Genomic DNA, 25,004 nt, shown 5'->3' on the forward strand with positions numbered 1-25,004 from the left:
AATAAAAATGAAAAAAACTATAATAATTTTATGCACACTATTTTTGAGTGCGAGTGCCATTGCTCAGGACCAAAAAGTCAAATTGGGAATCAAGGCAGGTTTGAATCTTGCTACGCTTACTTTTGACGAAAGTGAATTAGATTCATCAAGCAAAGCCGGATTTACTGCAGGAGTTATGGTCGAAATTCCAATGACGAAAAAATTTTCTCTTCAACCTGAAATCTTGTATAGTCAGCAAGGAACAAAAATTTCCTTTTCAGATTCTGATGTTACAAATTCGAATTATCAAAGCACTATTAAACTGAATTATTTAAACATTCCTGTAATGCTAAAATATTACGTAATCGAAGGTTTAAGCGTACAAGCCGGACCTCAGATCGGGATACTTTTAAAAGCAAATAATAAGTATAAGGATAACTTTTTAGGTTATGATAATCAGGAAAGTTTCGATTTAAAAGAGTATTCAAGCGGAATAGATACTTCTGTAAATGTTGGATTGGGGTATCAATTTAAAGATAAATTTTATACAGATTTAAGATATAATATTTCTTATTCAAATGTATTCAAAGACGGAGATACAAATCATTTCATTGACAATGATATGAAAAACAGAGTTCTCCAAATAACTATTGGTTATTTTTTTAAGTAGTCATTTATTTCATCCATTTATTAATTTTAAGAAGCGGCCTCAATTTGAGACTGCTTCTTTTTTTATTAGACTTTCATTACAATCGAATAATACAAAAGTGTAATGGGGATATTAGACAGCAGAATTAAAATTTTAACTGCAATATCTTTTCTATATTCGGGTAAGGAAATAAACTTATCAATAAGATGAAATAACATTATGGCATTAAGAACTATTGCCGAAACAACAAATGGAAAGGCAATAATTAAAACATTAGAACTAGCATTTGTAACAATATAAAGTACAAATAAAATCGTGCTGACAATAAAACTGCCAATTGCCAATTCAGTTGATTGTTTTTCTTCAAAAGGTTCATCAGTGGTTTTCATAATTTAAATATTAAATGTTTTTTGAATTGATTCAACAGGTACAGAAAGCATCTTTGAGAAATCCAGATAATGGAAGGGAAGTGCTCGTTTCCCTTTTTTATATTGCTGCAAAAAGTACTTTATCTGAGTGATGTAAAATGGAGTTCCGGATAGAATAACAACATATAAATACAAACTTTTCTTTCCGTTTCCCAAAAGATAATATTGCATTCCGATTTCATCGGCAACCGAAATTCCGGTGTTCGTTAAAACATGAATAACATCATGATCTTCCAGTTTTGGCTGCATATCAAAATGATTTTTGTTCAGAAAATCTCCTAATCCAAATCCAAGCGAATCTTTAGGATATTGCAGCAATTTATCCTTATCAATTTCCCACGGAATACTTTTTTTAAAATACTTTTGATACGGTTTTCTCGACCATTCATACATTTTCTCTATAAGATAATCTTTCATATAATAAATTAAAAGTTCTTTGAATTTCAAAGTAAATTAAGAAATAAAAAAGCCAATTTTTATCTGAATCAGCTTTTTAGATTTTAGTACGTATCGATTACTGTTTTTAATAATTTTGAATCTGCAAGGTTAGAAGGCGAGACTACTTTTTCGTCAAGCGGAATCTCATTTCCATATCTTTCCTTTAATATTTTTTGCACTCTTTCATCCTTCAAATTAAAATCCCTTAATTGTTGAAGCGGGCACAATTCAATGTCAGCTCCGGTTTTGTAAATTTTCCAAACTAATTCAGAACAATAAATTCTATTATCTGTCCATTCAAAATAAGCGTCATATTGTTTACCGTTAAATTGCTGGCCATAATCTTTCATTTTCTGTAAGGTTTCTACAGTCAAAACCTTTTCGGCATTTTTCAATCTTTTAACCAAATATTTGTTTTCTTTTCCATGAGAAATCCATTCGTCCAACAGCGTAATTTTAACTGGCTGAACCGCTTCATAAACAAACTGTCTGTCGTTTATAAAAAACACGATTCCGCAATGCGAAAATTTAGAATTAGTAGCAATTCGCACCGCTTCACATTGTTTAGATTCAGAAGTTTGAAAAATAATATCGCCATCCTGAATTTTATCAAACATCTTAGTCTCAGGTTTAGTTCCCGAAAACGGATTATTTGGAAAAACCTTCATGGCAACAAATAAAGCACAGCAAAAGCTGAGTAAAAATGTAACGACTGGAAAAAGATATCTTGATTTTTTCATGATCTAATTTTAAGCTCTAAAAGTACTATTTTTTGTGTTTTGCATTTGTTTATTTTTTACTAAATAAAAATAAATAAAAAGTACTTTGTATTGCAAAGTAAATAATAAAAAAAATAGCTACCAAATAAATGATAGCTATTTTTTAAATATTTTTTTGAGAAATATTAGATTCTGAAAATTCCTCCAACAGCAATAATCCTCTGAAAGAATAAAAAGTGTTGTGAAGCTTTATCCTCATTACTTACCGTAGTTCTAATATCATGCATGTCGATGTAACCACCTTTTAGCTCGCCTTGTAAATAAAAATACTTGTAAAAAGTAAAGTTGATTCCGGCTTTTGCAGAGAATCCAAAACCGGAAACGTGAAAATCATCGTGACGTTCTTTTCCTAAAAGGGTTGCATTCGTTTTAGGATATAAAACTCCTCCGCCTAAACCTTCAGTTAAGTTAATTTGAACCTTATCTATATTTGGCAAACCAAACCATTTCGAAATATCGTCATGTCTGGAAACCTCACTATTAATATAGTTCAAACCATCTGTATGTTCGTACATTAAAAAAGCAGTATTAGTATCCGGATTACCACCTTCTGCAGCACCACCTTGAGACATATCTACAGGAGTGTTATTATAAACTCCGTTGTGAATAGATCCGGGCTGATCAGCAGGTAAATTAATATAACCCGTAACATTTGCCGTTTGATTCTGCGTCATCACATATTTCATGTGATCCCAACCAATAGAAACGCTATAATGATCGTTAATGAAATACCCCATTCTAAAATTAGTTTGAGGAATCGTCATGTTTGCCGGATTTACATAATCAATATGATATCCTTTTGGTTTATCATGCGCTTTCATGTCTGCCACTGTAAAGTTGTAATCTTTACCTCTAAAGTTTACATCAGATTTTGTGTAGCTATCTCTGTTTCCTCCCCAGGAAACAAAGAATTTTCCTTTGTTATGTGCTGTATATCTTTCTACTGCTATTTCTTCCTGAGCAAATGTGTTTAATGAAATACACATCAGAAAGAAAAATAAAATTTTTGTTTTCAATGAAATAGTATTAAAATTAGAATGAATTAACTGTTTTTCTAATGGCAACCAACTTAGTCATTAAACCTTCAAAATAGTCTAAATGCAGCATATTAGCGCCATCGCTTTTTGCATTAGCAGGGTCAAAGTGAGTTTCGATAAAAATACCGTCAACACCCACAGCAATACCCGCTTTGGCTACAGTTTCAATCATATCAGGTCTTCCGCCCGTAACACCGGCAGTTTGGTTAGGTTGTTGTAACGAGTGCGTTACATCAAGAACCGTTGTTGCATATTGTTGCATAGTAGGGATTCCTCTATAATCAACAATCATGTCCTGGTAACCAAACATAGTACCACGATCCGTAACTATAACATTCTCATTATTACAGTCTAACACTTTTTGCACAGCATGTTTCATGCTTTCCGGACTCATAAATTGTCCCTTTTTCAGGTTCACCACTTTTCCGGTATTTGCAGCCGCCACAACAAGGTCAGTCTGACGTACTAAGAAAGCAGGAATCTGCAAAACATCAACATATTGCGCAGCCATATCAGCATCTTCATTCGTGTGAATATCTGTTACAGTTGGAATATGAAAAGTTTCAGAAACTTTTCTTAAAATTTTTAATGCTTTTTCGTCACCAATTCCCGAAAAACTATCAATTCTGGAACGGTTGGCTTTTTTAAATGATCCTTTAAATACATAAGGAATCTGAAGTTTGTCGGTGATACCAACTAATTTTTCAGCAATTCTGAGAGCCATTTCTTCTCCTTCAATAGCGCAAGGTCCCGCCAATAAAAAGAAATTCCCACTATCAGTATGCTTAATTTTTGGAATATGTTGTATGTTCATAATATGATTTTTTGACAGTGCAAAGGTAGTCATGATTTATGAATACGAGATGAAGATTTAAGATTATTTTAAGAAGCTAATCCTGCTATTCGCTACAATCTTTTTCTCTAAACCCTTTTTTTCTTGGTCTTTGCAGGAGCTTCCTCCGGTCGCTCTGCAAAAACCAGAAAAAACAGGCTTTCTCAAAAAAGGATTTTCGCTGCTATCAGGGCTAAAACTCTTGTGGAATTATAGGATTTCATGAGAAATTATTCCGCAAAATAACTTCTAATTATACCTTCAAATTAAATTCTGTTTCCAAAATAGTATCCAGTTGATCATCCTCAAAAGTGATAATTTCAGCAATTCCGTTTACCACTGATTTTAAGGAATTTTTTGATAATATTTTTTTACCCAAAGGGTTTTGTAAAACCACAATTAGTTTCTGGGTAAAAACCGACTCCGGATGCGAGTAATTGAAATAATTGGCAGGTTTAAAATCGATCCATCTCTGTGGTGTCAAATCAAACGAATACAAATTAGTCCATTCCTGCCCAGTTTGTATTTGCAGTAAATATTCGTCTTCCTCTGTTTTAACCAAAGTAAAAGTGTCAGAACCATGCTGGATTTCAGTTCCAATTTCACTCAGCTTTAAAGGCTCTCTAATACTGTTTCCGCCAAATCCCAGATCAATCAGATATTCTTCATTTTCGATTGTCGCAATTATTGCCAAATGCGTTTTAGCATTCGGAGCAGGATTAACCAACGGACGAACTGCTATATAATAATGCGGAAGACCAATTTCCTGAAGCATCAACGAAAATATACCATTAATTTGGTAGCAATATCCGCCACGATTTTTATTCACAATCTGGGTTACAATATCATCACCAAGTAAAGAAATAGCTTTCCCGGCCTGAACATCGATATTTTCAAAGGGCACACTAAATATTTGACTCTGCATCAATTTTTTTATGCCTTCTATATTCAATTGAATTTCTCCCTGAAAATTGATTCTCTTTAAATATTGCTGTAAATTGAAACTAGAAGCTTCAATTTTATAGTTATTTTTTAATTGTTCCATTTTAATTTTTTTGCATTTTATCAATACAATCAAAATTAAAGCATTTATGAAAGGAAAGATTTAATTTAACTTATTTTTCAGGGATTTTTAAAGTAAGTATTTCTATAAGTTTATTAAAACTTAATCATTTTCAATTCCTTTTCTCTTTAAAAGAGTTTTAACAACACTATGTAAAACATTGGTATTCCAATCGTTTAAATAACTATAACCTCGGTTTACATTTATTGCATCATTTTTAGAGTAAATCGCAAAATAGGTAACATAATTTTTTATTCTGACTTGATCCCAGGAAATATATTCATTTTTAGGTTTCAGTGAAGCAGTGCTAAGAATTGTTAAGCCATCTTTTGTAACTGTTACTTGTCCAATTTTAATTTCTTCTCCTGCTTCATGTCTCTGAATATAATTGGTTGCTATTTCACTAAAATATAGTTCCCACAAAGAGGTTAAAATTTCATTACACAGTTTATGATATTCATTTTTCTTTCTGCCAAAATAAGTTTTAAAATTAATCTTAATAATTTGATTATCGTGATTACGAATTAATATAACATATTCTCTTCCAAAAACAAATTTATATCTCATCCATTTTACCCCAAAATTATATTCGGCAATTTCATTTTTTTGAAAAGTTATAAAAGAATTATTTTTTAAATCTTTGCTGTCAAATTTTAATTCATTTTCAGTTAAAATTAATTTTCGAGGGTAATTATCGGTTATTCCCCGTCGAATGATAAACTCCTTCGTGTGCATGAATGTTTTATTTAATTATTTATAGTTTTTATCCTCAGAAGCTTTAAAATATAATCAGTTTGATCTTTATTATATTTTGATTGGTTTTCTTCAACTGATAAAACTTTAAATTTTTCTACTAACGTATTTTGATTATATAATTCTAAAATCAAATCATTTTTAGAATTATAAGTTTTTAATTTAATCCAATCTTTAGGTTTAGTTACCTTTTGGCTAGGAGGTTCGTTGCAATAGTCAGCATCACCAATTATTAAAGCATTTTTTTTATAGAAATTCCAATTGATTATTTTGCAGTAATTTCTATTATAACTTTTGGTATTTATAAAGATAATAGTATCCTTTTTAAAGTAATTATCATTTGAATTATCAGTAAACCATGGATTAGAACTGATTTGAATTATTCCTTTTTTATCCTGAATAATTGTTTTTTTAAATATTTTAAATAATTCTTTTTCCTTAATTTTTATATCTTGAGAATAAGAAGTTTGAAATACTAATAATATAAGAAAAAATAGTTTGTGTATCATTTTTTTATAATTCTTGTATATAATTGTAGAAAGAAAACCTGTCCGATAAAAAATAAAATATTAACTAAAATATTAATATAAACTACCACTTTAATTAGTGATAAAAAGCTTTCAGGACTATATGAAAACATTCTAAAAAACTCATATACATTTAATTTTGCAATTAAAATCGCTGGAATGGTCAGGAAAAAATGAATTAGAAATTTTTTTAAATTTATTTCATTTTCAATTTTAGATAACTTCCAATAATAAAACGAAATAACAACAAGAATTAAAAACTTAAATAGATTTGAAATTATTCTTGCCGGAAAAATAGTAGTATACCACCCGGGAATTATTGAATTTAAAAAATCAGAATCAATACTGAGAATAAAAATATAATAAGGAAATATAATTACAGTTAAAACTGTAAAAATTATAAAAGCTATTTTAGTTTTAACCATTAAAAATGTTCGTTTTTGATTAGTTTTTGTGTTTTCTACTCCTTCTTCAAACTCAACCCCATCGGAACCATTAAAATTCCTTTTTCATAAATATTCAGATAAAGTATAACCGGTTTTTTTTGTCCTGCCCATTTTAACTCATAAACATTTAAGAATCCGGCACCCATATCGCTTCGTTTAGTTGGAAAAGGACAACAGGTTTCTAATCGGGTATAAGTGATTTTTTCACCATTTGGTCCGGCTAACGCATTTAAGAAACGAGTTTCATTTAAAGCTTCGTCTCTGGTGTTTCTGTAAAAAATATTCACAGGATAATCAGGATCGTAACCGTATTTTTTGTCCTTGCTAAAAAGAGTAATTACAAAAGTATTGTCTTTCTTTAAAACTAAATCAGGCGCGTTATCATCTACATTTTTCAAAGTCGATTTTGTACTTATACACGAAGTTACAGAAATTAGTAAAACAATAAAAAGCGCTATTTTTTTCATGGTTATTGATATTAGTGGTACAAATGTAAAAGGTTTTTATGCCAAAAATTTCACGAATTTCTACAAATTTCAATTCATTTAAAAATTAATTATTGAGATGCAGATTAAAAAAATAAAATCTGCTCAATTTGCAAATCTGCGTGAAAAAATAAATTACCTATTCCGTCTTTTTAGGATTCAGTTTTAATATACCATCTACAAGCAGATATTGTGCCAGAAGATAGGTCAGCATAATGATAAAAGCACTTTTTTCTATTGGAGCATGAAATTTATCCATAGCCAGAATACTATCAGAAAGTACAAAAATTACTGCTCCTGCAAAAACATATTTATTTCCGGGTTTAGACCAGGTTAAAAAGCCATTAAAAGCAAATAAAACCATTGTAGAAATCACAAAAGCATACACAATAACCGGAATTTTTAAGTCACCCAAGGTAGGTAATAAAACCAAAAGCATTCCAATTAAATAAACAGCAATTACACCACATCCAATTCTAAAAACAATATTATTTCTACTTCCAGTGTGCTCTTGTTTGTTAAAAAGTGTACAATAAATAATGTGAGAAATTAGAAAAGAAACTAATCCCAAAATAAAATAGATTTCGGCGATATCAGCAAATAACAAAATAACGTCGCCAATCCATGAAAATGCCAGCGCTGCCAAAAGCGTATTTCGTGATGGAAATCTTTTATAGGCATAAACCGCAAATCCCAATAACGGAATTAAAACAGGTTTTAAATATAAATCTAAAGATTCATTTCCCGAAAATAAAATAATGAGATAAATACAGCTAACGGCAATATAAATTTTAAAAAATAAAGTATGTTTCATGATGATGTTAAGAATTGATTAGTAGATTTTGAGTGGTTTTAAAATCGACAGTGACAAAATAAATTGTGGCTAGAAATGAAAAACTCAAATAACTGAAAATGACATAATTTGCAAAAGAAAAAACCTGATTTAATCCAAACCAATCTCCATAATAAAGTATAATCGCAATTGCAATTATAAAGCGTAATCCCTCCCAAAAAACGGCATATTTACTTTTATCCATCAATTCTGAGTAGCTGTAAATAGTAATCAAAATAAAAAAGCCATAAATAAAGATATTTGGCAAACCAATTTTGGCAATATTATCAAATAAATAAGTGACGAATAATAGCGTAATCAGCATTTGAGCCACTGACCAATAAATTAGTTTTTGAGAATTTTGTGTACCATATTTTTCAAAATTGTAAACATTTTCAATTTTGTGTACCGGATATTTTTCTTCAAAATTCTCTGGTCGCCAGCCGGTTGGTTTAAACCAGATAGTGAGTTTATCTTTCCAGTTTTCGGCACGCCAGGCATCTTTAATTAATAATGTAAGATGCTGAAAATTAATTTTAATAGGATTCCAGGTTTGTGCCGGTCTTGTAATGCCAAAAACAGGCGGAACATCATCTAATTCAGCTTGAAAAGTACCAAAAAGTTTATCCCAGAAAATAAAAATCTGCGAATGGTTTTTATCTAAATATTCCGGATTTATAGCATGGTGGACACGATGATGAGATGGCGTAACCAAAATGTGTTCGATGAAACCCATTTTTTTAATGTGTTTGGTATGATACCAAAACTGTAAAAATAAATGCAATGGCAGCGTAATCGCAATTACGGTAGCCGGAACGCCCAATAAAGCGGCGGGAATCAATAAAAAAGTAAACAAATTAACCAAGCTCGCAATGGGTTGGCGCAAAGCACAGGCTAAATTAAATTCCTCGCTGCTATGATGAATCGCATGTTTATTCCAAAGAAAATTAATTTGATGCGCTAATCTGTGACTCCAATATCCGTAAAAATCAATAACGAAAAAGGCAATACAATAAGATAAAACGGAAGCTTCAAGATGAAAAACGGCAATTTTAGAAACCAGCCATTCATAAGAAATAAAGGTAAGACTTAAACCCAAAACATCCTTAACAGAATTAGTAATTCCGGAGCTAATACTTGATACGCTGTCAATTAAAGGTGCAGTGTCTTCTTTTTTATAGATGCCGTATAATTTTTCGAATATAATTAAAACTAAAAAAATAGGCGTAGCGATAATTAATATCTTTCCGTATTCTTCCATAAAAAAATTGTTATAAAATATTCAAATATAGAATATTTTATAACAATTTTTAAATTATTCGTAATTAAACAATCTCAGCGCTCAATCCGGCTTCTAAAAGTTGTGTACATTGTGGCTTCAGTTTGTCCAGCGGACCTGTTTTTACGGTGCATTTTCCGTTGTAATGTACAATTAATGAGCATTGTTCTGCTTGTTCCGGTGTATGATTACAAACACGCATCAAAGTATCGATAACATGATCAAAAGTGTTTACATCGTCGTTATAAACAATGATTTCGTTATTAAAACCCGTCGCTTCTTTCTCGCGAACTCTTTCTCTTACTTTTTCTTTAGTACTCATGTTTTTTAGGTTTTTGTACTGTTGTAATTACTAACTAATTTACGTATTTTAATGAAACCCAGTTGTTTCTTTGAAACTTTTTAACATAAGTCAATCCTTTTTCAGTGCAGGAAGCATCGATAAAAGGAATATCTTCTTCATAAAAACCGCTAAAAAGTATAATTCCTTTTGGGTTCAAAGAATCAACATAACTTTGCATATCGTTCAGCAAAATATTACGGTTGATGTTAGCAATAATCAAATCGTATTTTTTTCCGGTCAATAAAGCAGCGTCGCCTTCATAAACGGTAATATGTTTGCAATTATTGCGTTCCGCATTTTCGATAGAATTCAAATAACACCAATTGTCAATGTCAATCGCATCAATTGGCTCAGCACCTTTCATTTCAGCCAAAATAGCTAAAATCGCAGTTCCGCAACCCATATCAAGCGTTTTCAAACCTTTCACATCCATTTCAAGTAAATGCTGAATCATCATGTGTGTCGTTTCGTGATGACCGGTTCCAAAACTCATTTTTGGTTCGATTACGATATCAAATTCGGCATTTGTTTTTTCGTGAAAAGGAGCACGAACATGGCATTTTCCGTCAACATCAATCGCTTCAAAGTTTTTCTCCCATTCCTCGTTCCAGTTTACCTGATCGATTTCTTCAACGGTATATTCAATTTTAAATTCTTCAGATTCAAAAATATAAATGTCATCCAGAATATTCTCATCCCATAAATCTTTCTTCACATAAGCCGAAATTCCCGTTTCAGTTTCTGTAAAAGTTTCAAACGCTTTTTCGCCTAATTCAGCAATTAAAATTTCTGAACCCGGTTCTTTTGGTTCAATCGTAAAATGATATCCTAAATATATATTCGACATAAATAATTTTTTTGCAAAGGTAAGAATCGAAAGTTGAAGTTCTTTAAAAATAAATCAGATTCTCAGAAAGATTAATGTTAATTTTGATTTGAATTTGAATAGGTTTTAAAATATGAAGAGTATCATTTTTATTTTGCTTTTTGCCCTCTTAAATGGAGCTGGCTGCGAGAAAGAACACGAAGTTGTCAGGTCATTTTGTTATTGGAAAACCAATTTGAATTTTGAAAAAGAAGACGATTCTTTAATAAGGGAATTGAACGTAAAACACTTGTATGTCCGTTTTTTTGATATTGATTGGAATCCGTATGCAAAAGAACCTCTGCCGGTTGCGACAATCCAAAATATTGGACTAAATGAAAGTAATCCTGAAATCACGCCCAGTATTTTTATAACCAATGAAGTGGTTTTGCAATCCAATAAAAATCAACTGGATAGCCTCGCAGGCAGAATTGCAAAACGCGTGGAGCAAATTGGCATAAAAATGAATGAAACAAAAGCCGATAAAATTGCCAACGCCATTGTTTACCCGAAAGATTATTACAAGCAGCAAAACTATAAACGCATCAATTATGATTCAGTAAAAGCGATTGAATTAGCGAAACTAAAAGTTGATTTTAAGGAAATTCTAATCGATTGTGACTGGACAGAAAAATCTAAAAACAATTATTTCTATTTATTGCAGCAAATCAAAAAGGGATTTCCAACTGCAAAAATTTCAGCAACTATAAGACTTTGGCAATATAAATATGCATCAAAAGCCGGAATTCCGCCAGTTGATAAAGGTTTGCTAATGTGTTACAATTTGACAAAACCTGAAGATTTTAAAACTAAAAATTCGATAGGAACCAGCGACGAATTGGCAGAATATATTACACACGATCAATATAAATTAAAACTTGATATTGCTTTGCCGTTGTACAGTTGGGCGGTAGTTTTTAGGAGAAATCAGTTTAAAGGAATTTTATCAGATTATGATCAATTGCGGAACGATTCGATGAAACTGAAGAAAACATCAGACTCGAAATATGTGCTGCAGGACGATGTTTTGATTGGCCAAACGTATTTGCGAAATGGAGATGAAATCAGAATTGAAAAAATTTCAGAAGATGAAATCGGGAAAATGATTTCTGTTTTAAAAGATAAAGTTAAGATTGATAATCAAACGAAAGTGACGTTTTTCTCTTTTGATAAAAAATACATCAACGATTATGGAACCCAAAATATATCAGGTTATTATGAAAGTTTTTAGCAGTTTACTTTTAGTTTTAAGCTTTCAGGTTTCATTTGCCTGTGGTTGGAGTGTTTCGCCGGAAACGAGCAGATTGGCTTTGTTTAAAGCACAGCGAGAAGGTTTCTTTAAACTAACACCTTTTTATTATTCAGCAGATTATTACTATTCGACTAATACAGTTTCCGGCGTCGATCAGGAATTGAATTGTTTGGAATGGAAGAAAAAACTTGGCAATACGATCGATCCAAAAGATGTTCATACGATTTTGTATGAAACAGATTCTGAACAATTTGAAAACGCTTTTAAATCTAAATCATTAAAAAAAGTATTCGAAAAAAATACTTTTATAGAGGCGTTGTTATTATCAAAAAACAAAGCGTTTTTAAACTATATTTTATTTGCTAAAAAACTGGAATACAACAGTAATAATGACGTAAAATGGGAATCTTGGGAACAAGTTGGTTATGGCAGTAAAGACCATAAACTGGCAGATTTAGAAGACTTTGAGAAGAAAATCAAAACCGCAAAAGATTCGTTTTTAAAACAGCGTTATGCTTTTTTAATGCTCAGATATAGTTTTTATGCGGAAGATAAAAATGAAGTGATTCGATTATATGACACTTATTTTACAGAAAACAAAAACACCATTTTAGAACCCTGGGCTTTGTATTATAAGGCTTTATGTATTGAAGATTTTCCTTTACAAAATTATTTATTGAGTAAAGTTTTTGCTTCCTGCGAAGAAAAATCATTTGCCGTTTTACTGCATTATAATTGGAAATTAACCGAACAAACTTTGGCATTAGCCCAAAATGATGAAGAACGAAGCGTAATTCTTTCTATAGAAAGTTTTCGAAATCCTGCGCCGGATTTAAAAACAATTCAGGAAGTTTTTAAATTGAGTCCAAACAGTATTAATTTCAGCTTTTTGATTGGAAGAGAAGTCAACAAACTTGAAGACTGGATTTTTACACCGGAATATACAACTGATGGAACTCCTTCGGTTGTATTTGAAGGAACTAATTGGTATGAAGATTATGCAAAAGCAAAAGAAGAAAACTTTAATAAAGACATATTATATTTAAGAGAATTAGAATATTTTTTGATTGCGATTCGCGAACAAACTTCGGGCGAGCAAAAAGATTATATTACTGCGGCAATTGCGCAGCTTTGTTTTATGGACGATCAAATTGAATTAGGGAAAAAATATACCAATATGATTTCTGATAAAGCGAATGCTTCGATCCAAATGCAGAAAAATATTCAGTTGGCTTTGGTTTCGTTAAAACAAGATGATTTGAAAAACGAGACAGTTCAAAATCAACTTTTCAACTACTTTGATTCTGTTGAAAATTTGGTAGAAACAGATAACGGATTATTTAAAAATCTATACAGTTTATACCGAATTGCCAGCGCAGATTTTGCAAAACAAGGCGATCGTGTTACGGCGGGATTATTAATGATGAAATCAGATCTTAAAAACGAAGGAGAATATTCGGTTTACAATAATCCTTATTTCTATAGTTCTATTGGTTATTTCGACCGAACTGCAACCGTAGAAGATGTCGATAAATTGATAGCTTTACAACAAAAAGAAGATAAAACACCTTTTGAAAAATACCTTTGTTCAGGAACCATAGCACCAAATATTGACTATTACAAAGATTTAAAAGGAACGATAGCCTTTAGAAATAACAATTTAGAATTGGCTTATGAAACTTTTTCAAGCATGCCAAAAGATTTTTGGGAGAAGAATTATGCTTTTGCAGATTACCTGAATGAGAATCCGTTTACGCCTAAAATCCTGCAAAAAGACAAAGAACGAAAATTCGATTACCGTTTTAATAAAGCCGATTTTATTGCCAAATTAATTCAGTTAAAAAAGCAAAATACGGCTTTGGCTAATTTGCAATTGGCGCATGCTTATTTTAATGTTTCGTATTTAGGGAATTCCTGGATGATGGTGGCATACGACTGGACATCAGGAGAATCATATGTTGATTATGTTTACGGAGACAATACTGAAAAGGAGAAATCATACCAAAAAGGCAATTATTACAGTTTAACAATGGCTAAAATGTATTATGAAAAAGCCTTGAAAATGTCCAGAAGTAACAACGAAAAAGCCTTAGCCAGTTTAATGATTTTTGAATGCAATTATTACAGTCATTACGCGAATCTGGTTTCTGCGGATGAAGAAGAAAAAAATCCATTTAAGGCAGGGAAGGAGCTGGTTAATTTTTATTCGGTTTACAAAACAACACCAACTTTTAAAAAGTACAATTGTCCGTTATTACAGGCATTTATAAATTGACTTTTTTTTCACCATATAAGTGATATAAGATAATTTAAGCTTGACTTTGAGTAGAAGGACAAGTAAGTATATAAAAAAAGCGTTCGCACAGCGAACGCTTTTTTTATAGTAAAATCTAAAATCTAAAATCTAAAATCTAAAATCTAAAATCTAAAATCTAAAATCTAAAATCTAAAATTAGATAGCCGTAACGATAGCTAAAAAGTCTTCTGCTTTTAAGGCAGCACCTCCAATTAAACCACCGTCTACGTCTGGTTTACCGAAGATTTCTTTAGCGTTATCCGGTTTTACAGAACCACCGTATAAAATAGAAACTTCATCAGCGATTTCAGCTCCAAAAGCTTTACGGATTGTTTCTCTGATAAATTCGTGCATTTCCTGCGCTTGTTCCGGTGAAGCAGTTTCTCCGGTTCCAATTGCCCAAACAGGCTCATAAGCTAAAACAACTTTAGACCATGATTCTTTTGTAATATGAAAAATTCCGTCACGCAATTGGTTCTCCACAATATTAAAGTGATTTCCAGACTGACGATCTTTTAATTCTTCTCCAAAACAGAAAATAACTGTCATGTCGTGTTTCAAAGCAGTATCTACTTTGTTAGCGATTAATGCATCAGTTTCGTGAAAAATAGCACGACGCTCAGAGTGACCAAGAATTACGGTGTTTACACCAATACTAGTTAACATATCAGCAGAAATCTCTCCTGTAAAAGCACCACCTTCAGCTTGGTGAACGTTTTGTGCAGCAACACCAATAGTTGTGTTTTTTACTTTTGCAGCAGCAGCTTGTAAGTTTACAAATGTTGGAGCAACAATTACCTGAGCAGTAGTTTGAGCTGGTATTTTAGTAATTAATTCGTTTAATAATTCTTCAGTTTGTCCTGCGTTTTTATGCATTTTCCAGTTTCCTGCAACAATCTTTTTTCTCATTTTGGTAGTTTTTATTTAATCTTTTGTTTTTTTGTGTTTGTGGAATTTAAAGCCAATTATTTTGCTTTTAAACCTTGCAATGTTTCATTGATTTTATCAAAATCAGTTTCGATTGCTCTGTATAAAACAATTTTACCTGTTTTATCAACGATAATATATCTCGGAATCCAGTCTAAGTCAATTGCTTTTCCAAAAACACCTTTCATACCGTCGTTCATCATAAAATGATCGCCTTTTAATTCGTGTTTTTCAATTCCTGCTTTCCATTTGTCAGCCGTTTTATCAGCCGAAAGGAACAAGTAAGAAACGTCAGGATTATTGGCTTGTAATTCTTTTAATTTTGGCATTGCTTTTACACAATCGCCGCACCATGAAGCCCAAACTTCGATAACCAAAGTTTTACCTTTGTATTTTTTTAAAATGTTTTTGAAAGAAGTCTGACCTCCATCAAGAGTTAATAATTTTTCAGACAAAGCCTCTTTCGAAAAACTTGTTTTCTGAGCTTGTGAGCATGAAAAAGTAATAAATGCAATAAGAACTAAAGCTATTTGTTTCATATTATAATTAAAGTTTTAAAATATTATGAATTGCTTTTCCGGAATGAATCTGCAAATTCAAATCAGGGCAATTTCATAAATTAAGGTTCCGAACAAAGTTAATCAAACAAATCGAATGCCAAATGGAGATTAACAAAATTTGAAGAGTCGTTTATTTTATCACAAAACAGGAAATTTCGGTTAAAAAACAGGGAATGAAATCGTAATAGTTGGCCTGAAAAAGTCAGTTTTTATTTTTTTTGTTTCAAAACAGACGGAGAAGAGAGAAGAAAAATATTTTTTTTAGGTTTTAAAGCAATGTAAAGTTTCAAAAAAACGTCTGGATATTACTTTTCCACTAATTCTAAAAAACAAAAAAGGGCATAAAATCATGCCCTTTTTGTTTCGATAAAATATTTTTAATTTGCTTCAGTAAAAGGGATTTTATAAACTCCCGTAGTTTTATCAAATTCAACTCCGGTTTTATTAAATTCTACAGATTTGATTCTGGTAAAATTACAATGGTTTTCACTTACTCTCTCAGCCGACACGTGCAATTCTAAAACACTTTTTCCATCATAATTTATAGAGTAATTAAATACTCCTGTTTGCCAGCCAATAGAATCAATAACAATACGATATAAATTATCGCTTTTCATGTATAAAGTTTGTATCACTTTACCTGTAGTCAAATCAACTATAGTTACAGGTTTTGTCGCATCAAAATCTCCGGTAGCAAATAAATTTTTACCTGTATCTTTATCAATAAATTCAAAGATAAAGCGTTCTGGAGGAGTTGTGCAATCAACGTGATTTCCGTCAGCGTCACATCCAAAAGCAGCCATTAAAAGAAATAAAAAAGATAGTTTAAATAATTGTTTCATAAAAGTGGTTTGGTTAATTAGTTATAGGTTTAGTTTTTTTTTAATTCAATTCATAATCACCATTTGCCCATTTTTTACTGGGTAAAATCCATTCATCCAAAGCTTTGAATAAGAAGCCATGTTTAAGATTGGTGTTTAATTCAATTTGTTTGAAATGATTTATTTTCAGTTTCGAAGTTTCTTTTCGTTTAGTAGCATCAACACCATAAATATCTGATTTTTCATAAATCGTCAAAATGTTTCCACAGAAATTAATATCCGGAATTTCCTGAATATCGGAATCTCTAAAACATCCGATAAAAACAAAATTCACATCAGGATTTGCGAGATAAGTAGAAACATATTGCGCAATATAACCGCCTTTGGAAGTTCCGATAACGGTAATTTTATTTGGAGAAATGCCTTCTTTAATTAATTTTTTAATCTGCTTGACGATCTTTTCGGCGTATCGGGCAGCGTTAGTGTTTTTGCTTCTTTTTTCACTAAAAACGATGAAATTATCTTTTTTGTATGAAGCTAGTATTTCGTTGTATTCGGCTTTGCCATATTCTGGATGTGGGGTATTCAAGTCATTTTCTTCAACAAATTTATTATGGAAAAAGAAGATATAACGTTGGTTCTGATTAGATGTTTTTTCCTGGCTAAAACCTATACAAACAGAAAGTATAGTGAATAAACAAGTAAAGAAGAATCCTTGAAATTGTTTCATAAATAAGTTTGGTCTTTGGAATAGTTTTAACAAATGTAAGAAAAATAGTTTACGTTAATTTTTATGATAAAATAAAATATTCAGGCAAAAAAAACGCCAATAAATCTAAGATAGAATATTGGCGTTCTTGTTATTTATTTACATTTATTAAATCCCATAAGCAACATCAGATAATTTCAAATCATCAATATCATTATAGTGAACTTTTTGAGCTACAGTTCCGTTGTGCAGAACTACAATACTTGGATTTGCTCTTTCGATTGTTTTTAAAGTCGTTGCATCACAGAAGTAAAAATCAACATTTAAACCATATTGTTTTTTGGCTTTTGCAATTTCATCAGCTCCTGAAGCTGTCATTGCAATAACTTTATACCCTTTTGCTTTCGCTTCTTTATTTAAAGCTTCTAATTTTTTCATTCCCTCAGGATTTGATAAAGTCAAATCATACGTTACAAAAATTAGCAATTTAGGTTCTTTTAAAAATTCTTCTTTATAATCAGAATCGTCTTTTGTCATCGAAAAATCATGAATTGGCGGAACATAACCTTCCGTAATTACTTTGTCTTTTCTGTCAACGAAAGTTGCACCTTCAGGAATATTTGCTAAATCTTTTTCGGTAAATTCTTTATCAACGCCATTTACTTTATAAATAAATGTCATTTCAACTACAGATTTTGGAGCGCCTTCCGGAATTTCCATTCCTTTTTCGATGTTTGTTCCTACTTTATAAGGACGGAAATCTTTAATAGGATTGTGATTTAAAACCCAAACTGCCATAATAATGCACAATACAACACTCGCAAAAGTTATGATATTGGTTACAGTATTTGAAAATAAAGGTTTTACGAATTTTTTGTTGATGAATAAAATCAAAATAAAGAAAAGCAATACAATATCTTTTGTAAAAGATTGCCAAGGCGTTAAATGCAAAGCGTCTCCAAAACAACCGCAATCTTTAACTACATCAAAATAAGCAGAGTAGAAGGTAAGGAAAGTAAAGAAAACGATTAAAAGTAATAAAGCCCAAATCGTTAATTTTGATTTGTAGCCAACCAGAAGCATAACTCCTAAAACGACTTCTAAAATCACTAAAAATATGGCTAATCCTAAAGCCAAAGGCTCTAAAAATGGCATATTAAAAACCGGTTCACTAAAATATTCAGCCAGTTTATAAGAGAATCCAACGGGATCATTCAGTTTAATTAATCCTGAAATAATAAATAATACGCCGACAAATAATCTTGAAAATTGAGTAATGATGTTTTTCATGGTTTTGTGTTTTTTTTCGCCACGAATTGTCACAAATTAATTCGTGTTGATTAGTAAATTCGTGGCTAAATTTTTATTTCAATGGGTCTAGTATCAATGCAAAAACAGAATAATTAATCATATCCTGATAATTAGCATCAATACCTTCAGAAACTAAAGTTTTTCCTTTATTATCTTCAATTTGCTTTACGCGAAGTAATTTTTGCAGAATCAAATCTGTCAATGAACTTACGCGCATGTCACGCCAGGCTTCGCCGTAATCGTGATTTTTGGCTTCCATTAACTCTTTGGTTAACTTAACTTTAGCGTCGTATAATTCGGTTGCTTTTTCTACATCAAGATCAGGCTGTTCTACAACTCCCAATTCCAGCTGAATCAAAGCCATAATCGAATAATTGATGATTCCGATAAATTCTCCTTTTTCATCTTCATCCACTTTACGGATTTCATTTTCCTGTAGACTTCTGATTCTTTGTGCTTTTATGAATATCTGATCGGTCAGTGAAGGCAATCTTAAAATGCGCCATGCACTACCATAATCTTTCATTTTATTGATAAAGAGAGTTCGGCAAACCGTAATTACATTATCAAATTCAAGGGAAGTATTCTTCATTTATTGCTGTATATTTGCTAAAATTTCTTCAAAAATAGGCATAATATTAAAGAGTTTCAAGTTTCGGGTTTTCTTTGTTTCAAGTTTTTTGTAAACAAAATGTTAATGCCAGCAACTTGAAACTGCAAAAATAATATAATTAAGGTTTCAAGTTTCAGGTTTCAAGTTGATGCAGATTGCGCAAGTTCAAGAACCTGAAACCTGAAACAAATTAAAACTTAAACGAAATGTTGATTAATTGTAAAGGCCAACTTATTGATTTGTCGATTCCTAAAGTAATGGGAATCTTGAATGTGACGCCAAATTCCTTTTTTGACGGAGGGAAATATAAGAACGAAGCCGAGATTATTTCGCAGGTAGATAAAATGTTATCTGAAGGCGCGACATTTATTGATATTGGTGCCTATTCAAGTAAACCAAGTGCAGAATTTGTATCGGAACAAGAAGAAATTGACCGAATTGTTCCTGCAATTGAATTGATTTTAAAACATTTCCCCAGCGCTTTATTATCGATTGATACTTTTAGAGCTGAAGTTGCAAAAGCAAGTATAGAAAGCGGTGCAGCGATTATAAATGATATTGCAGCAGGAGAATTAGACGATAAAATGTTTGATGTAATTGCGCAATATAATGTGCCGTATATTATGATGCACATGCGCGGAAATCCGCAAACGATGCAGAGTCTGACACATTATGATGACATTGTAAAAGAAATGCTTTTCTATTTTTCTGAAAAAGTAAACAAAGCAAGAAGTCTCGGAATCAATGATTTAATTTTAGATCCCGGTTTTGGATTTGCGAAAACAACAGATCAGAATTATGAAGTTTTACAAAAAATGGAACTTTTCAATTTATTGGAATTACCTGTTTTAGCAGGCGTTTCGAGAAAATCCATGATTTACAAAACACTTGGAATCACCCCACAAGAAGCCTTAAACGGAACAACATTTCTAAATACAATTGCTTTAACGAAAGGTGCAAAAATCCTGCGTGTTCATGATGTAAAAGAAGCAATGGAATGTGTTACTTTGTTTGAAAAAATGAATATATAATAGCAAAAATCGTTTAGTTTGTCATTTCGAATGAAGAATCGCTGTTGCTAAATCGACAAAAAATTGCTTTTCTTTGAGGAGTTTCTTGCGGAGATTCCTCGTTCCTCGGAATGACAATATTGTGCTTACTTTGGAATAGATTTTAATCCATTCTTTTCGTTCGAGATGACAAAAATTATGTTTAAAAAATAATAACCATATGAAATACTTTACCTTATTTATTGCTTTTCTTCTTTTTTCCTGCGCAACTAAAGAAGATGTTTTACTTCCAAAATCAAATACTTCTATTGTAAAAGACGTTCAGGATCTTTCACCGATTTATATCTTTTTCAAAACAGAAGGAAAAGACACTATCGCAGATGTAAACCGAAAAAACAGCATCATTTCAACCAATTGGATTTTCAATATTGACAAACGTTTGCCTTTAAAATTGGTAATTCCGGAAGTAATGAAACTTCAGGAAAAAAAGCGTGCCGAAAAAGCTCATAAAAACGAAAAAGCCGAAAATTATTATTCCTACGCGGATTCTGTTGGGAAGAATTTAGCTTTTTTGCCTTTCACGAAAGTGTATTATGCAATGGAAAAACCAACAAATGGTGACTTAGTAATTACTTTTAAGAAAGGAAGTAACATTGTTTTGGTAAATAATGAAGAAACTAAAAAAGAAGAAACCTTAGAACATATTGGCCGAATAGCATTTTTTGTAAAGCCAAAAGTATATTTGTTGTTCGATAAAAATATGAGTTATCAGGAATACATTGAAAATAAAATTGAATTCAGAAAATTAGATTCTTATAACGACGAAATTCCAAAAGAATTCATTTTTTAGTTCTCAAACCTGAAACAAAGAAACCTGAAACAAAACTTTTACTGATGATGATAAGGTTCATTGCGTAAAATCGTGAATCCTCGATACAATTGTTCGATGAAAAATAACCGAACCATTTGGTGCGAAAACGTCATTAATGAAAGCGAAATTTTCCCTTGCGCTTTGCTGTAAACCGTATCCGAAAATCCGTAAGGACCGCCAATTACAAAAACAAGGGTTTTGATTCCGGAGTTCATTTTCTTTTGCAATTCTTCAGAAAAACCAACGCTGGAGAAGTTTTTTCCGTTTTCATCCAATAAAATCAATTGATCTGTTGGTGTTAATTTTGACAGAATCAATTCGCCTTCTTTTTCCTTTTGTTGGCTTTCAGATAAATTCTTTACGTTTTTGATATCCGGAATAATCTCCAGATCAAATTTGATATAAAAAGACAAGCGTTTGGTATAATCGTCAATCAAAGTCTGAAGCGATTTATTGTCGGTTTTGCCTATGGCGATAAGTTTGATATTCATTTAGTTATTCTTTTTTGCCACGAATTGCACGAATGAGCACGAATTAAAAATTAAAAAACTGTGCTAATCTGCTTGATCTGCTAAATCTGCGGGACTTAATTTCTCTCGCAGATTTGGCAGTTTTTTTTAAAATAATCTGCGTTAATCCGCTTTAATCTGTTCTAATCTGCGTGCAATTTACGACCAGATTATCGATTTAGTTTTTAGAAAATTTAGCTTCAAAAGTTTTAAATCTTGAATCCAAATCTTTTAATAATTGTTTTTTGACCGATGCGTCCAAGATAAAACTGTAATTGATACTGTTGTAAACATATTGTTTTATTGTAGCGTATGAAACATCAGGATATCTTTTGGCTAACAAAACATATTGTTCCGTCATATTGGTTCTTAAAATTCCGGCATCGTCTGTACTGATTACGATTGGAACATTAAATTCCTTGTAAAGTGTAAAAGGATGTCTATTTTCTTTTACTTTCAAAATGAATTCGTTACTAGTCAAATTAATCTCAATCGGAATATTATTTTTAGACATATATTTCAATAAATCATACGAATTTGCTTCGTAAGCAATATCAACACCGTGACCAATTCTGTTTGCTCCTGCAATATAAATAGCATCGTTTATATGCCAGGTTAAATCTTCGGGCTGAACCAAACCTAAAGTTAATTCACCCGCGTGAAGCGTATATTTTACATCCGGATATTTTGAATGGCAGTATTTAAACATCACCATGTGCAACCAGTAATCTTTCATGGAATTTTCGCCATGTTCAGGAGAAACAATGTTTACACCCGCAACCAGTTTACTGTCGTTTGCAGAGATAAAAGCAATCGTCAGGTTTTTGAATAAATCAACCGGATCCATAAAACGGAGCACAAAATTTTGATAACGCATTGTAAAACGGTCGTCATCAATTTTTAAATCTTTATGCAGTTTTGCTATAAAATTGGTATTGAAATCTTCAGCATATTTTTTAGCATCTTTTTGTTGAAGGGCTTTATACAATTCGTCTAAAATTTTTAAAACCGCTTTTTCATCCTTCTGAGTTGCTGCCTTACGCAATTTTGAATTGAAATCTGTTAAATCAGCAATATTCATATCACATGGAATTGTAGATAATTGTGTTTCGATATAAGATACATTTTCAGCAATGGCACGTTTTTTCAATTCCAGCATTCCTTCTGCAAAATGACCTGCAATAGTGGGTTCAAATTTTTGAAAAGAATCAAAGAATAAATCATTAGAAGGGACAGAACCGTTATAATCTTTAGCCGACCAGGTTTGCATGACTTGTTGTTCGTATTGAGCCAGTTTTCCATTATTTTTTAGCGAAGAAAAAGTTTCCCAGTTTCCTTTGGCAGGTTTGGTTTTAGAAACTTCCATATTTTCAAGATTCAAATAGAAATCTTCTGCAATGGCTCTTTCCAAAAGAGGTTCTGCATAAATTGATCCTGAAAAATGATGGTGTAAATCGCCGCCTTTTGGCATTTGTTGAAAGAAAGCTGTTAAGAGAGCTTCGTTATTTCTGATTTTTTCTAAATAATTTTCAGCCGTTTGAGAAAAGCCGATTTGCGCTATGAAAAAAAAGAAAAGTGTAATTATCCTTGACATACTCTAAGTTTAAATTACATGCAAATATACAGGTTTTGGAGGAGATTTAAAAAATGTTTTTTTTAAAGGTTCAAAGGTTCAGAGTGACAGAGGTTCAAAGATCAGAGGAACAAAGTCTACAAGAAATTATTAAAAATAAAAAAAGACGCACATCAGTGCGTCTCTACGTCAATAAAATAAAAACTTTGAACCTTTGCACCTTTGTAGCTTTGAACCTCAAGAAAACAATACATCACGAATTTCTTCCGTTTTATCAAAAACACTTTTTGCAAAAGGACAAAGCGGAATAATTTTCAGGTTATTATTTCTGGCATAATCTACGGTTGCCATTAAGAGTTTTTTGCCAACGCCTTTTCCGCCGAATGCATCACTTACTTCGGTATGATCGATGATGAATTTAGAATCTCCGGCCCAGGTATACGTCATTTTTCCGGCTTCTTTTCCGTCTTCTGTGGCTTCAAAATGGCCTCTTTTTATATCGTTTATTTGTTGAATTTCCATGATAATTATATTAATGTGGTTTTGATTTCAATTGCGTGCGTTAATGTTTTATGAATTGGACAACTGTTGGCAATGGTTTCTAAACGTTGTCTTTGTGTATCGTCAATCTCGCCGATTACTTCAATTTTTCGGGTAAATAAAGATACATTTCGTTCTGAATCTCTTTCAAAATCAATTTTGACATCAATTTCAGAAACATTCCATTGTTTGCGATTAATGTACATTCGCAGCGTAATTACGGTACAGGAAGCGAGTGATGCTGCCAGAAGTTCTGTTGGATTTAATCCTAAATTTTTACCGCCCAATTCCTGAGGTTCATCAGAAATTAAAACATTTTCGCTGGCTGATGTGATTTCCGTTCGATACAAGCGGGTATCTATTTTTGCTGAAATGGTATTCATATTTATTTAATTCTAGGTTCAGGTAAAGGCACAAATTCAGTTTCGCCCGGAACTTTCGGAAAGGTTTGTTCTGTCCAGTCTTTTTTTGCTTTTTCGATTAGGTTTTTATCCGAAGAAACAAAATTCCAAAAGATAAAATGTTCTTCAGGAAATGCTTGTCCGCCAAAAATATAAACGGTTGATTTTTCGGCTAATTCAAACTCACATAAAGTGCTGTCGTTTGTAATTAAAATTTGTTTCGGATCATAAACGTGTTCACCGCTTTTAATGCTTCCTTCTAAAATATACAATCCGCTTTCGCCGAATAAATCTTTACCAATATTGATTTTCTTCGCCTGGCTACTTTTAATTTCAATAAAATACAACGGACTATAAACCGGAACGGGTGATTTTTTGCCAAAAGCTTCTCCGGCAATTAATTTATAGGAAACACCGTCTTCTTCCCAACTCGGAATATCATCAGCTTCGACATGCGCAAAATTTGGATCCATTTGCTCTAATTCTTTTGGAAGAGCCACCCAAATCTGCAAACCGTGAAGTATTTTATCAGAATGTCTTAAATATTCAGGCGTTCTTTCAGAATGAACGATTCCTTTTCCGGCGGTCATCCAGTTTACGGCGCCTGGTTTTATTTCTAATTCCGTCCCTAAACTATCGCGGTGCATAATGCTTCCTTCAAACAAAAAAGTCAAAGTTGAAAGTCCGATATGCGGATGCGGCGGAACATCCATATTTTCGTATTGATTTAAATGTGCCGGTCCCATATGATCGATAAATACAAATGGTCCAACAGCTCTTTTTTCACGGAAAGGCAATAATCTGCCTACCATAAAATTGCCAATATTGGCAGCGCGTTCTTCGATGATTAAACTAATATTTGACATGTTCTTTGTT

29 protein-coding genes are annotated in these 25,004 nt (G+C 31.9%); 5 read left to right on the forward strand and 24 right to left on the reverse strand.

Annotated features, from left to right (window positions below; translation table 11 throughout):
* The first annotated feature begins 7 nt into the window (after positions 1-7).
* Entirely contained in the window at positions 8-649 is a 642-nt protein-coding gene (locus AC3QL1_RS13125; protein ID WP_492491966.1) for a porin family protein, read from the forward strand.
* Positions 650-714: 65 nt separating this feature from the next.
* Here the strand turns inward: AC3QL1_RS13125 and AC3QL1_RS13130 are convergent, their stop codons facing one another.
* The 13 genes from AC3QL1_RS13130 to prmA all read right to left on the reverse strand — a co-directional run bounded on the left by AC3QL1_RS13130 (position 715) and on the right by prmA (position 10,717).
* On the reverse strand, positions 715-1,017 hold the full coding sequence (locus AC3QL1_RS13130; protein WP_492491967.1) for a hypothetical protein: 303 nt from the start codon (positions 1,015-1,017) through the stop codon (positions 715-717).
* A gap of 3 nt (positions 1,018-1,020) precedes the next feature.
* Positions 1,021-1,473 (reverse strand): hypothetical protein, encoded by a 453-nt coding sequence (locus AC3QL1_RS13135; protein WP_492491969.1) that lies wholly within the window; start codon positions 1,471-1,473, stop codon positions 1,021-1,023.
* Between the two features lie 83 nt (positions 1,474-1,556).
* Positions 1,557-2,234 (reverse strand): YiiX family permuted papain-like enzyme, encoded by a 678-nt coding sequence (locus AC3QL1_RS13140; RefSeq protein ID WP_492491970.1) that lies wholly within the window; start codon positions 2,232-2,234, stop codon positions 1,557-1,559.
* A 164-nt stretch (positions 2,235-2,398) separates the two neighbouring features.
* Positions 2,399-3,289, reverse strand: a complete 891-nt coding sequence (locus AC3QL1_RS13145; protein WP_492491972.1) for a hypothetical protein — start codon at positions 3,287-3,289, stop codon at positions 2,399-2,401.
* A gap of 16 nt (positions 3,290-3,305) precedes the next feature.
* Positions 3,306-4,124 (reverse strand): 3-deoxy-8-phosphooctulonate synthase, encoded by an 819-nt coding sequence (gene kdsA, locus AC3QL1_RS13150; protein ID WP_492491973.1) that lies wholly within the window; start codon positions 4,122-4,124, stop codon positions 3,306-3,308.
* A 271-nt stretch (positions 4,125-4,395) separates the two neighbouring features.
* Positions 4,396-5,187 carry an arylamine N-acetyltransferase family protein gene (locus tag AC3QL1_RS13155; protein WP_492491975.1) on the reverse strand — a complete coding sequence of 264 codons (792 nt, stop codon included), beginning with the start codon at positions 5,185-5,187 and terminating at the stop codon, positions 4,396-4,398.
* Positions 5,188-5,307: 120 nt separating this feature from the next.
* Entirely contained in the window at positions 5,308-5,940 is a 633-nt protein-coding gene (locus AC3QL1_RS13160) for a hypothetical protein (RefSeq protein ID WP_492491977.1), read from the reverse strand.
* A gap of 11 nt (positions 5,941-5,951) precedes the next feature.
* Positions 5,952-6,467 carry a hypothetical protein gene (locus AC3QL1_RS13165; RefSeq protein WP_492491979.1) on the reverse strand — a complete coding sequence of 172 codons (516 nt, stop codon included), beginning with the start codon at positions 6,465-6,467 and terminating at the stop codon, positions 5,952-5,954.
* 478 nt (positions 6,468-6,945) lie between these two features.
* Positions 6,946-7,398 (reverse strand): 2-dehydro-3-deoxyphosphooctonate aldolase, encoded by a 453-nt coding sequence (locus tag AC3QL1_RS13170; protein WP_492491981.1) that lies wholly within the window; start codon positions 7,396-7,398, stop codon positions 6,946-6,948.
* Positions 7,399-7,555: 157 nt separating this feature from the next.
* Entirely contained in the window at positions 7,556-8,230 is a 675-nt protein-coding gene (locus AC3QL1_RS13175) for a lysoplasmalogenase (RefSeq protein ID WP_492491982.1), read from the reverse strand.
* 7 nt (positions 8,231-8,237) lie between these two features.
* Positions 8,238-9,509: a sterol desaturase family protein gene (locus tag AC3QL1_RS13180; protein ID WP_492491984.1), complete on the reverse strand. Its 1,272-nt coding sequence runs from the start codon at positions 9,507-9,509 to the stop codon at positions 8,238-8,240.
* A gap of 64 nt (positions 9,510-9,573) precedes the next feature.
* Complete coding sequence (locus tag AC3QL1_RS13185; RefSeq protein WP_492491986.1) at positions 9,574-9,849, reverse strand: ATP-dependent Clp protease adaptor ClpS; 276 nt, start codon at positions 9,847-9,849, stop codon at positions 9,574-9,576.
* A 34-nt stretch (positions 9,850-9,883) separates the two neighbouring features.
* A complete protein-coding gene (prmA, locus tag AC3QL1_RS13190) occupies positions 9,884-10,717 on the reverse strand; it encodes a 50S ribosomal protein L11 methyltransferase (RefSeq protein ID WP_492491988.1) in 834 nt (277 codons plus the stop codon).
* A 112-nt stretch (positions 10,718-10,829) separates the two neighbouring features.
* Here prmA and AC3QL1_RS13195 point away from each other — a divergent pair, with 112 nt between their 5' ends.
* Positions 10,830-11,966, forward strand: a complete 1,137-nt coding sequence (locus AC3QL1_RS13195; RefSeq protein WP_492491990.1) for a hypothetical protein — start codon at positions 10,830-10,832, stop codon at positions 11,964-11,966.
* Entirely contained in the window at positions 11,926-14,262 is a 2,337-nt protein-coding gene (locus tag AC3QL1_RS13200) for a hypothetical protein (protein WP_492491991.1), read from the forward strand. The genes AC3QL1_RS13195 and AC3QL1_RS13200 overlap by 41 nt, the downstream gene beginning before the upstream one ends.
* A gap of 177 nt (positions 14,263-14,439) precedes the next feature.
* Here AC3QL1_RS13200 and tpiA read toward each other — a convergent pair whose 3' ends face one another.
* From tpiA to AC3QL1_RS13230, 6 genes are all read right to left on the reverse strand, one after another.
* A complete protein-coding gene (gene tpiA, locus AC3QL1_RS13205; protein WP_492491993.1) occupies positions 14,440-15,192 on the reverse strand; it encodes a triose-phosphate isomerase in 753 nt (250 codons plus the stop codon).
* A 56-nt stretch (positions 15,193-15,248) separates the two neighbouring features.
* A complete protein-coding gene (locus AC3QL1_RS13210; RefSeq protein ID WP_492491995.1) occupies positions 15,249-15,749 on the reverse strand; it encodes a TlpA family protein disulfide reductase in 501 nt (166 codons plus the stop codon).
* Between the two features lie 398 nt (positions 15,750-16,147).
* A complete protein-coding gene (locus AC3QL1_RS13215; protein ID WP_492491996.1) occupies positions 16,148-16,612 on the reverse strand; it encodes a hypothetical protein in 465 nt (154 codons plus the stop codon).
* Between the two features lie 40 nt (positions 16,613-16,652).
* Positions 16,653-17,321: an alpha/beta hydrolase gene (locus AC3QL1_RS13220; RefSeq protein WP_492491998.1), complete on the reverse strand. Its 669-nt coding sequence runs from the start codon at positions 17,319-17,321 to the stop codon at positions 16,653-16,655.
* Positions 17,322-17,468: 147 nt separating this feature from the next.
* Positions 17,469-18,590 (reverse strand): BT_3928 family protein, encoded by a 1,122-nt coding sequence (locus AC3QL1_RS13225; RefSeq protein WP_492491999.1) that lies wholly within the window; start codon positions 18,588-18,590, stop codon positions 17,469-17,471.
* Between the two features lie 73 nt (positions 18,591-18,663).
* On the reverse strand, positions 18,664-19,203 hold the full coding sequence (locus AC3QL1_RS13230; protein ID WP_492492001.1) for a DUF1599 domain-containing protein: 540 nt from the start codon (positions 19,201-19,203) through the stop codon (positions 18,664-18,666).
* A 227-nt stretch (positions 19,204-19,430) separates the two neighbouring features.
* Here AC3QL1_RS13230 and folP point away from each other — a divergent pair, with 227 nt between their 5' ends.
* Together folP and AC3QL1_RS13240 are read left to right on the forward strand one after the other, a co-directional pair.
* Positions 19,431-20,255, forward strand: a complete 825-nt coding sequence (gene folP, locus AC3QL1_RS13235) for a dihydropteroate synthase (RefSeq protein WP_492492003.1) — start codon at positions 19,431-19,433, stop codon at positions 20,253-20,255.
* Positions 20,256-20,454: 199 nt separating this feature from the next.
* Positions 20,455-21,084, forward strand: coding sequence for a hypothetical protein (locus tag AC3QL1_RS13240; protein WP_492492005.1), 630 nt, complete (start codon positions 20,455-20,457; stop codon positions 21,082-21,084).
* A 38-nt stretch (positions 21,085-21,122) separates the two neighbouring features.
* Here AC3QL1_RS13240 and rlmH read toward each other — a convergent pair whose 3' ends face one another.
* The 5 genes from rlmH to AC3QL1_RS13265 form a co-directional block, all read right to left on the reverse strand.
* Positions 21,123-21,596 carry a 23S rRNA (pseudouridine(1915)-N(3))-methyltransferase RlmH gene (rlmH, locus tag AC3QL1_RS13245; RefSeq protein ID WP_029269532.1) on the reverse strand — a complete coding sequence of 158 codons (474 nt, stop codon included), beginning with the start codon at positions 21,594-21,596 and terminating at the stop codon, positions 21,123-21,125.
* Positions 21,597-21,792: 196 nt separating this feature from the next.
* Positions 21,793-23,208: an amidohydrolase family protein gene (locus AC3QL1_RS13250; protein WP_492492007.1), complete on the reverse strand. Its 1,416-nt coding sequence runs from the start codon at positions 23,206-23,208 to the stop codon at positions 21,793-21,795.
* Between the two features lie 216 nt (positions 23,209-23,424).
* On the reverse strand, positions 23,425-23,709 hold the full coding sequence (locus AC3QL1_RS13255) for a GNAT family N-acetyltransferase (protein ID WP_492492009.1): 285 nt from the start codon (positions 23,707-23,709) through the stop codon (positions 23,425-23,427).
* A gap of 5 nt (positions 23,710-23,714) precedes the next feature.
* Positions 23,715-24,110 (reverse strand): OsmC family protein, encoded by a 396-nt coding sequence (locus tag AC3QL1_RS13260; protein WP_492492011.1) that lies wholly within the window; start codon positions 24,108-24,110, stop codon positions 23,715-23,717.
* A gap of 2 nt (positions 24,111-24,112) precedes the next feature.
* On the reverse strand, positions 24,113-24,994 hold the full coding sequence (locus AC3QL1_RS13265; RefSeq protein ID WP_492492013.1) for a pirin family protein: 882 nt from the start codon (positions 24,992-24,994) through the stop codon (positions 24,113-24,115).
* Positions 24,995-25,004: the final 10 nt, after the last annotated feature.

This window comes from Flavobacterium sp. GW823-FHT04A11 (genome assembly GCF_058796535.1).

Excerpts from the sequence above, each read along its gene's own strand:
- AC3QL1_RS13220 (WP_492491998.1), bottom strand. The coding sequence starts at position 17,321 with ATGAAACAATTTCAAGGATTCTTCTTTACTTGTTTATTCACTATACTT.
- kdsA (WP_492491973.1), bottom strand. The coding sequence starts at position 4,124 with ATGAACATACAACATATTCCAAAAATTAAGCATACTGATAGTGGGAAT.
- AC3QL1_RS13195 (WP_492491990.1), top strand. The coding sequence starts at position 10,830 with ATGAAGAGTATCATTTTTATTTTGCTTTTTGCCCTCTTAAATGGAGCT.
- folP (WP_492492003.1), top strand. The coding sequence starts at position 19,431 with ATGTTGATTAATTGTAAAGGCCAACTTATTGATTTGTCGATTCCTAAA.
- AC3QL1_RS13135 (WP_492491969.1), bottom strand. The coding sequence starts at position 1,473 with ATGAAAGATTATCTTATAGAGAAAATGTATGAATGGTCGAGAAAACCG.
- AC3QL1_RS13185 (WP_492491986.1), bottom strand. The coding sequence starts at position 9,849 with ATGAGTACTAAAGAAAAAGTAAGAGAAAGAGTTCGCGAGAAAGAAGCG.
- AC3QL1_RS13140 (WP_492491970.1), bottom strand. The coding sequence starts at position 2,234 with ATGAAAAAATCAAGATATCTTTTTCCAGTCGTTACATTTTTACTCAGC.
- AC3QL1_RS13175 (WP_492491982.1), bottom strand. The coding sequence starts at position 8,230 with ATGAAACATACTTTATTTTTTAAAATTTATATTGCCGTTAGCTGTATT.
- AC3QL1_RS13200 (WP_492491991.1), top strand. The coding sequence starts at position 11,926 with ATGGAACCCAAAATATATCAGGTTATTATGAAAGTTTTTAGCAGTTTA.
- AC3QL1_RS13170 (WP_492491981.1), bottom strand. The coding sequence starts at position 7,398 with ATGAAAAAAATAGCGCTTTTTATTGTTTTACTAATTTCTGTAACTTCG.
- AC3QL1_RS13240 (WP_492492005.1), top strand. The coding sequence starts at position 20,455 with ATGAAATACTTTACCTTATTTATTGCTTTTCTTCTTTTTTCCTGCGCA.
- AC3QL1_RS13265 (WP_492492013.1), bottom strand. The coding sequence starts at position 24,994 with ATGTCAAATATTAGTTTAATCATCGAAGAACGCGCTGCCAATATTGGC.
- AC3QL1_RS13250 (WP_492492007.1), bottom strand. The coding sequence starts at position 23,208 with ATGTCAAGGATAATTACACTTTTCTTTTTTTTCATAGCGCAAATCGGC.
- AC3QL1_RS13125 (WP_492491966.1), top strand. The coding sequence starts at position 8 with ATGAAAAAAACTATAATAATTTTATGCACACTATTTTTGAGTGCGAGT.
- rlmH (WP_029269532.1), bottom strand. The coding sequence starts at position 21,596 with ATGAATATCAAACTTATCGCCATAGGCAAAACCGACAATAAATCGCTT.
- AC3QL1_RS13160 (WP_492491977.1), bottom strand. The coding sequence starts at position 5,940 with ATGCACACGAAGGAGTTTATCATTCGACGGGGAATAACCGATAATTAC.
- AC3QL1_RS13210 (WP_492491995.1), bottom strand. The coding sequence starts at position 15,749 with ATGAAACAAATAGCTTTAGTTCTTATTGCATTTATTACTTTTTCATGC.
- AC3QL1_RS13215 (WP_492491996.1), bottom strand. The coding sequence starts at position 16,612 with ATGAAACAATTATTTAAACTATCTTTTTTATTTCTTTTAATGGCTGCT.
- prmA (WP_492491988.1), bottom strand. The coding sequence starts at position 10,717 with ATGTCGAATATATATTTAGGATATCATTTTACGATTGAACCAAAAGAA.
- AC3QL1_RS13260 (WP_492492011.1), bottom strand. The coding sequence starts at position 24,110 with ATGAATACCATTTCAGCAAAAATAGATACCCGCTTGTATCGAACGGAA.
- AC3QL1_RS13230 (WP_492492001.1), bottom strand. The coding sequence starts at position 19,203 with ATGAAGAATACTTCCCTTGAATTTGATAATGTAATTACGGTTTGCCGA.
- AC3QL1_RS13165 (WP_492491979.1), bottom strand. The coding sequence starts at position 6,467 with ATGATACACAAACTATTTTTTCTTATATTATTAGTATTTCAAACTTCT.
- AC3QL1_RS13155 (WP_492491975.1), bottom strand. The coding sequence starts at position 5,187 with ATGGAACAATTAAAAAATAACTATAAAATTGAAGCTTCTAGTTTCAAT.
- AC3QL1_RS13255 (WP_492492009.1), bottom strand. The coding sequence starts at position 23,709 with ATGGAAATTCAACAAATAAACGATATAAAAAGAGGCCATTTTGAAGCC.
- tpiA (WP_492491993.1), bottom strand. The coding sequence starts at position 15,192 with ATGAGAAAAAAGATTGTTGCAGGAAACTGGAAAATGCATAAAAACGCA.
- AC3QL1_RS13180 (WP_492491984.1), bottom strand. The coding sequence starts at position 9,509 with ATGGAAGAATACGGAAAGATATTAATTATCGCTACGCCTATTTTTTTA.
- AC3QL1_RS13225 (WP_492491999.1), bottom strand. The coding sequence starts at position 18,590 with ATGAAAAACATCATTACTCAATTTTCAAGATTATTTGTCGGCGTATTA.
- AC3QL1_RS13130 (WP_492491967.1), bottom strand. The coding sequence starts at position 1,017 with ATGAAAACCACTGATGAACCTTTTGAAGAAAAACAATCAACTGAATTG.